Below are 6,843 nucleotides of genomic sequence, written 5' to 3'. Positions count from 1 at the left end.
CTGCCCGCCCTGACGCTGAAGATGGGCATCATGGACGAGGAGCGCCGCACCAGCGTCAATCTGATGAACTGCATCGCGGCGGCGAAGGGGCGGGTGGTCTTCATCAACACCGGTTTCCTGGATCGCACGGGCGACGAGATCCACACGGTGATGGAGGGCGGTCCCGTCGTGCGCAAGGAGGCGGTGCGCGAGACCGGCTGGATCAAGGCCTATGAGGACCGCAATGTCGACATCGGCCTGAAGGCGGGCCTGTCGGGCCGGGCCCAGATCGGCAAGGGGATGTGGGCGGCGCCGGACCGCATGGGCGACATGCTGGCGGCCAAGGCGGGCCACCCGCGCGCGGGCGCCTCGACGGCCTGGGTTCCGTCGCCGACGGCGGCGACCCTGCACGCCCTGCATTATCACGAGGTCGACGTCTGGGCGCGTCAGGCCGAGATCGCCAAGCGTGCGCCGACGGGCCTGACGCCCCTTCTGACCCCGCCGTTTGCGGTCGGGACGCCGGGCGCCGACGAGATCCGGCAGGAGCTGGACAACAACGCCCAGGGCATCCTCGGCTATGTCGTGCGCTGGGTGGATCAGGGCGTCGGCTGCTCCAAGGTGCCGGACATCCACGACGTGGGCCTGATGGAGGACCGGGCGACGCTGCGGATCTCCAGCCAGCACCTGGCCAACTGGCTGCGTCACGGCGTCACGACCGAGGATGAGGTCATGGAGGCGCTGAAGCGCATGGCCGTGGTGGTGGATCGTCAGAACGCGGGCGATCCGGCCTATCGTCCTCTAGCGCCTGGATATGACGGCCCGGCGTGGCGGGCGGCCTGCGATCTGGTGTTCAAGGGCAGGGAACAGCCGAACGGCTATACTGAACACCTGCTGACCCACTGGCGCCGCAAGGCCAAGGCGCAGGGCTGAACACACACATCAATATGCGCTCAAGCAGCGAGGCGCCGCGCGGCGAGCGCTAGCGCAACCAAAAAGGGGCGCGACCGGCTGGCCGCGCCCCTTCTCTATTGGACGAAGAGAAAGCCCTAGGCCTTGGCGCCCGCGCGGCCCTTGGCCAGTTCGCGGTTCAGCCATAGGGCCAGCAGGGTGCAGATGGCGCCCGACAGCAGATAGGCGCCGCCCGCAACCAGGCCGAACTTGCCCGACAGCGCCAGGGCCGCCAGCGGGGCGAAGCCCGCGCCGAACAGCCAGGCCAGATCCGAGGTCAGGGCCGAGGCCGTGTAGCGGTTGGTCAGGCTGAAGCTGGAGGCGATCGAACCCGAGGCCTGGCCGAACGACAGGCCCAGCAGGATGAAGCCCAGGATCATATAGGTCAGCTCGCCCGCCGGGCCGCCGTCCAGAAGCTGGGGCGCGAAGCCTGAGAAGGCGGCGATGCCCGCCGCCGTGACGGCCAGCAGGGCGCGTCGACCGTAGCGATCAGCCAGCCAGCCCGACGCCATGATGGCGATCAGGCCGAAGACGGCGCCGATCAGTTCGATCATCAGGAAGCGGCTGGGCGCCTCGTCCGTGTAGAGGAAGACCCACGACAGCGGGAACACCGTCACCATGTGGAACATGGCGAAGCTGGCCAGGGGGGCGAAGGCGCCGATGACGATGCTTCCGCCTTCTTCGCGCACGGCCTTGGTCACGGGCGTGGGATGCAGCTCCAGCGTCTTGAAGGCGGCCTGGAAGGTGGGCGTCACCACGATGCGCAGGCGCGCGAACAGGGCTACCACGTTGATGGCGAAGGCCACGAAGAAGGGATAGCGCCAGCCCCAGTCCATGAAGTCGGCGGCCGACAGCTTGCTGAGGAAATAGGCGAACAGGGCGCTGGCCACGATCAGGCCGAAGGGCGCGCCCAGTTGCGGTACCATGGCGTACCAGCCGCGGCGTTTCTCGGGCGCGGCGACGGCCAGAAGCGAGGCCATGCCGTCCCAGGCGCCGCCCAGGGCCACGCCCTGACCGATCCGCAGCGCGATCAGCATGGCGGCCGACCAGTGACCGACCTGCGCGTGTCCCGGCAAGAAGCCCAGGCAGACCGTCGACAGGCCTAGCAGGAACAGGGCGATGGTCAGCTTGGTCCCGCGCCCGAAGCGTCGGTCGACGGCGATGAACAGGGCGGTGCCGAACGGCCGGGCGATGAAGGCCACGGCGAAGACGGCGAAGGACAACAGCGTCCCGCCCAGCGGTCCCGCATAGGGGAAGACCAGTTGCGGAAACACCACGACCGAGGCGATGGCGTAGACGAAGAAGTCGAAGAATTCCGACGTCCGGCCGATGATGACGCCGATGGCGATTTCGCCCGCGTCGATTTTGCCGTCTCGCGCGTTGATCCGGCTGGCGTCCCGCTCGAGGGGCTCTGAAGAAGGCGCGCCGCTGGCTGCGTTCATGACCGATGAGGCTCCAGGAACCGGGGCGCACACGCGCCCGCGACAATAGAATGTTGAAACAGCCCCTTTGCTCCCGATGGTCGGAACAGGGGATAGGGCAGATTGTCCAATGTCGCCTGTTCGGGGGCGGGGTTACGGGGCCTGCAAGATGACCGTGCCCTTGCCTCGAACCTCGACTGGAGCCGCCGTGCGCCGACTGCGCCCCCTGTTGCTGTTGCCTCTTCTGGCCCTGCTGCCCGGCTGCGAGGCCGTGGTCCTTGCGCCCGCCGGCGATATCGCCGCCCAGCAGCGCGACCTGCTGGTCATGTCCGTGGTGCTGATGTTGATCATCATCATTCCGGTGATGATCCTGACCGTCTTCTTCGCCTGGAAGTATCGGGAATCGAACAAGGAAGCCCGGTATGAGCCGGATTGGGATCACTCGACCCATCTGGAGCTGGTGATCTGGGCCGCGCCGCTGTTGATCATCATCTGCCTGGGCGCCATCACCTGGGCCGGGACGCACCTTCTGGACCCCTATCGCCCGCTGGACCGCATCGCCGAGGGGCAGGCCGTGGCCGAGGATCACCGCCCGCTGCAGGTCGAGGTGGTGGCCATGGACTGGAAGTGGCTGTTCATCTACCCCGAATACGGCATCGCCACGGTGAACGAACTGGCCGCGCCGGTTGATCGGCCGATCCGCTTCCACATCACCTCGACCGGGGTGATGAACTCCTTCTACATCCCCGCCCTGGCCGGTCAGATCTACGCCATGCCGGGCATGGAGACGAAGCTGCACGCCGTCATCAACCGCCCGGGCGAATACGTCGGCTTCTCGGCCAACTATTCCGGCGACGGCTTCTCGAACATGCGCTTCGCCTTCCACGGTCTGGATCAGGCCGGCTTCGACCAGTGGGTCGCGGGCGTGCGCGCCGCCGGTCAGGGGCTGGATCGCGACACCTATCTGGAGCTTGAGAAGCCCAGCGAGAAGGTGCCGGTCATCCACTACGCCTCGGTCGACGACCGCCTGTTCGACGCCGTGGTCAACATGTGCGTCGAGCCGGGCAAGATGTGCATGGGCGAGATGATGGACATCGACCGCAAGGGCGGTCTGGGCCTGGCGGCGGTCAAGAACACCCTGCCGCTGGTCTATGACAAATACGCCCGCCGCGGCGACGCCGTCTTCGGTGCGGGCGAGTCCTATGTGATGACGCTGTGCACCCCGCTGGAGGCCGAGGCCGCCGCCGTCGAGGCCGCCCGCCGCCGTCAGGCCTTCGGCGAGGACGTCGCCCGCGACACCCCGCTGAACCGGGTCATGGGGCAGGGGCTTGAACGCCCCGGCCGGTCCGAACCGAACGAGCGTTTCGCCTCCCTCTTCTCCGCGCCTTCCACGGCGTCCGCGCCCGCCGCGTCGCAATCCTGAGCGCCTGAACGATCATGACTGTCGAACAAACAACATCGCCGCTTCTGGGCCGGTTGAACTGGGACTCGCTTCCGTTCCACGAGCCCATCCTGGTCGCCACCTTCGCCGTCGTCGTCATCGGCGGTCTGGGGATGCTGGCCCTGATCACCCGCTACAGGCTGTGGGGCTATCTCTGGAAGGAGTGGTTCACCACCGTGGACCACAAGAAGATCGGGATCATGTACATGATCCTGGGCCTGGTCATGTTCCTGCGCGGTTTCGCCGACGCCATCATGATGCGGATCCAGCAGGCCATGGCCTTCGGCGGGTCCGAGGGCTATCTGAACGCCCACCACTATGACCAGATCTTCACCGCCCACGGCGTGATCATGATCTTCTTCGTGGCCATGCCCATGATCACCGGCCTGATGAACTATCTGGTGCCGTTGCAGATCGGGGCGCGGGACGTCTCCTTCCCCTTCCTGAACAACTTCAGCTTCTGGATGACGACGATGGGGGCTGTGCTGGTCATGGCCTCGCTGTTCATCGGCGAGTTCGCACGCACCGGCTGGCTGGCCTATCCGCCGCTGTCGGGCATCGGCTACAGCCCCGGGGTCGGGGTCGACTATTATATCTGGGCGCTGCAGATCGCGGGGGTAGGGACCACCCTGTCCGGCATCAACCTGATCGCCACCATCGTGAAGATGCGCGCGCCGGGCATGGGCCTGATGAAGATGCCGGTCTTCACCTGGACGTCGCTGTGCGCCAACGTCCTGATCGTGGCGTCCTTCCCGATCCTGACGGCGACGCTGGTCCTGCTGTCGGCGGACCGCTACATCGGCACCAACTTCTTCACGAACGACTTCGGCGGCAACCCGATGATGTACGTGAACCTGATCTGGATCTGGGGCCACCCTGAGGTCTACATCCTGATCCTGCCGCTGTTCGGCGTGTTTTCCGAAGTCACCTCGACCTTCTCGGGTAAGAAGCTCTTCGGCTACACCTCGATGGTCTATGCGACGGTGGTCATCACCATCCTGTCCTACCTGGTGTGGCTGCACCACTTCTTCACCATGGGCTCGGGCGCGTCCGTGAACTCCTTCTTCGGGATCACGACGATGATCATTTCGATCCCGACAGGGGCGAAGTTGTTCAACTGGCTGTTCACCATGTACCGCGGCCGCATCCGCTTCGAGTTGCCGATGATGTGGACGGTCGCCTTCATGCTGACCTTCGTGATCGGCGGGATGACGGGCGTCATGCTGGCGGTGCCGCCGGCGGACTTCGTGCTGCACAACTCCCTGTTCCTGATCGCCCACTTCCACAACGTCATCATCGGCGGGGTGCTGTTCGGCCTGTTCGCCGCCATCAACTACTGGTGGCCCAAGGCCTTCGGCTTCAAGCTGGAGAAGAAGTGGGGGCTGGTCAGCTTCTGGTGCTGGGTGGTCGGCTTCTGGATGGCCTTCATGCCGCTGTACGTCCTGGGCTTCATGGGCGTGACGCGGCGGATGCGGGTCTTTGACGACCCGGCCTATCAGATCTGGTTCATCATCGCCGCTGTGGGCGTGGCGATCATCGCCGTCGGCATCCTGGCCATGCTGATCCAGTTCGCTGTCAGCATCATCAACCGCGACAAGCTGCGCGACGAGACGGGCGACCCCTGGCACGGCCGCACCCTGGAGTGGGCGACATCCTCTCCGCCGCCGGACTACAACTTCGCCAAGACGCCGATCATTCACGACGGCGACGCCTGGTGGGACATGAAGGCGCGCGGCTATGAGCGCCCGACGGGCGGCTTCAAGCCGATCCACATGCCGTCCAACACCGGAGCGGGGTTCATCCTGTCGGCGCTGTCGCTGATCGTGGGCTTCGCCCTGATCTGGTACATCTGGTGGCTGGCGGCCGCGAGCTTTGCGGCGCTGATCGCCTACGCCATCTTCCACACCTTCAACTACAAGCGCGACTACTACATCCCGGCCGAGACGGTTCAGGCGACCGAGGACGCGCGCACCAAGGCCCTGGCGGCCGCAGCAGCGACGCAAGGGTGATCCGATGAGCCACGCACCTTCCCTCAACCCCGACTATGTCGACGACGCCGGGCGGCCGATCTTCCACCCGGTAGAGGAACCGCATCACCCGGAAGGCCACAGCACAATGCTGGGCTTCTGGATGTATCTGATGAGCGACTGCCTCATCTTTGCGATCCTGTTCGCCGTCTACGCCGTGCTGGGCGGCAACTATGCGGCCGGCCCGGCGCCTAAGGATCTGTTCGACCTGCCGCTGGTGGCGGTGAACACGTCGATGCTGCTGTTTTCGTCGATCACCTACGGCTTCGCCATGCTGGCGATGTACCGGAACAAGGTGGCGCAGACGCAGATCTGGCTGGCGGTCACGGGCCTGTTCGGCCTGTGCTTCCTGGGGATCGAGCTCTATGAGTTCGCCCACATGATCCACCTGGGCGCCACGCCCCAGCGCAGCGGCTTCCTGTCGGCCTTCTTCATCCTGGTGGGCACGCACGGCCTGCACGTCACCTTCGGCGTCATCTGGCTGATCACCCTGATGATCCAGGTGGGGCAGAAGGGGCTGATCCAGGCCAACAAGCGCCGCCTCATGTGCCTGAGCCTGTTCTGGCACTTCCTGGACGTCATCTGGATCGGCGTCTTCACCTTCGTCTATCTGTTCGGGATGCTGCGATGAGCGCCGAAGCCCACAACGAGCACGCCGTGACTCACGAAGATCACCACGGCGACGATCATGATCATGGCACCTACAGAAGCTATCTGATCGGGTTCGGCCTGTCGGTCGTTCTGACGGCGATTCCGTTCTGGCTGGTCATGGCCGGGGTGCTGGCGCCGCAGTTGACAGGCCTGATCATCACCGCCTTCGCCGTGGTGCAGATCGTGGTGCACATGATCTTCTTCCTGCACATGAACCATAAGTCCGAGGGCGGATGGAACATGCTGGCGCTGATCTTCACCCTGGTGATCGTGGTCATCGCCGTCGCCGGTTCGGTCTGGGTCATGTATCACCTGAACACCAACATGATGCCCGTCCACGACATGCAGGGGATGGGCTGAGCCTGCTTGCACGCGG

At 65.2% G+C, this 6,843-nt stretch carries 5 protein-coding genes and 1 pseudogene; 5 read left to right on the top strand and 1 reads right to left on the bottom strand.

The genetic code is table 11. From position 1 onward, the window contains the following. A pseudogene (locus tag B2Y21_RS13605) lies at positions 1 to 909 on the top strand (malate synthase G); the annotation flags it as partial. Positions 910 to 1,025: 116 nt separating this feature from the next. On the opposite strand, the gene B2Y21_RS13600 reads toward B2Y21_RS13605, so the two are convergent. Continuing rightward, entirely contained in the window at positions 1,026 to 2,369 is a 1,344-nt protein-coding gene (locus B2Y21_RS13600) for an MFS transporter (protein WP_003165642.1), read from the bottom strand. A 187-nt stretch (positions 2,370 to 2,556) separates the two neighbouring features. Between B2Y21_RS13600 and cyoA the strand changes: the two genes are divergently transcribed. Genes cyoA through cyoD form a run of 4 tightly spaced genes read left to right on the top strand, consistent with a single transcriptional unit; the run spans position 2,557 to position 6,827 of the window. Next, on the top strand, positions 2,557 to 3,771 hold the full coding sequence (gene cyoA, locus B2Y21_RS13595; RefSeq protein WP_046653379.1) for a ubiquinol oxidase subunit II: 1,215 nt from the start codon (positions 2,557 to 2,559) through the stop codon (positions 3,769 to 3,771). Positions 3,772 to 3,785: 14 nt separating this feature from the next. Beyond that, positions 3,786 to 5,798 (top strand): cytochrome o ubiquinol oxidase subunit I, encoded by a 2,013-nt coding sequence (gene cyoB, locus B2Y21_RS13590; protein ID WP_138141060.1) that lies wholly within the window; start codon positions 3,786 to 3,788, stop codon positions 5,796 to 5,798. Positions 5,799 to 5,802: 4 nt separating this feature from the next. Next, complete coding sequence (gene cyoC / locus B2Y21_RS13585) at positions 5,803 to 6,447, top strand: cytochrome o ubiquinol oxidase subunit III (protein ID WP_292060375.1); 645 nt, start codon at positions 5,803 to 5,805, stop codon at positions 6,445 to 6,447. After that, on the top strand, positions 6,444 to 6,827 hold the full coding sequence (gene cyoD / locus B2Y21_RS13580) for a cytochrome o ubiquinol oxidase subunit IV (protein ID WP_292060374.1): 384 nt from the start codon (positions 6,444 to 6,446) through the stop codon (positions 6,825 to 6,827). Before cyoC ends, cyoD begins: the two co-directional genes overlap by 4 nt. The last annotated feature ends 16 nt before the right edge of the window (positions 6,828 to 6,843 follow it).

This window comes from Brevundimonas sp. UBA5936 (genome assembly GCA_002430835.1).
Taxonomy (GTDB): Bacteria; Pseudomonadota; Alphaproteobacteria; order Caulobacterales; family Caulobacteraceae; genus Brevundimonas.
This window is presented reverse-complemented; position numbering and strand designations above follow the sequence as displayed.

Bases quoted from the DNA above. Each gene is read 5' to 3' on its own strand.
- cyoB (WP_138141060.1), top strand. From the start codon at position 3,786: ATGACTGTCGAACAAACAACATCGCCGCTTCTGGGCCGGTTGAACTGG.
- cyoC (WP_292060375.1), top strand. From the start codon at position 5,803: ATGAGCCACGCACCTTCCCTCAACCCCGACTATGTCGACGACGCCGGG.
- B2Y21_RS13600 (WP_003165642.1), bottom strand. From the start codon at position 2,369: ATGAACGCAGCCAGCGGCGCGCCTTCTTCAGAGCCCCTCGAGCGGGAC.
- cyoD (WP_292060374.1), top strand. From the start codon at position 6,444: ATGAGCGCCGAAGCCCACAACGAGCACGCCGTGACTCACGAAGATCAC.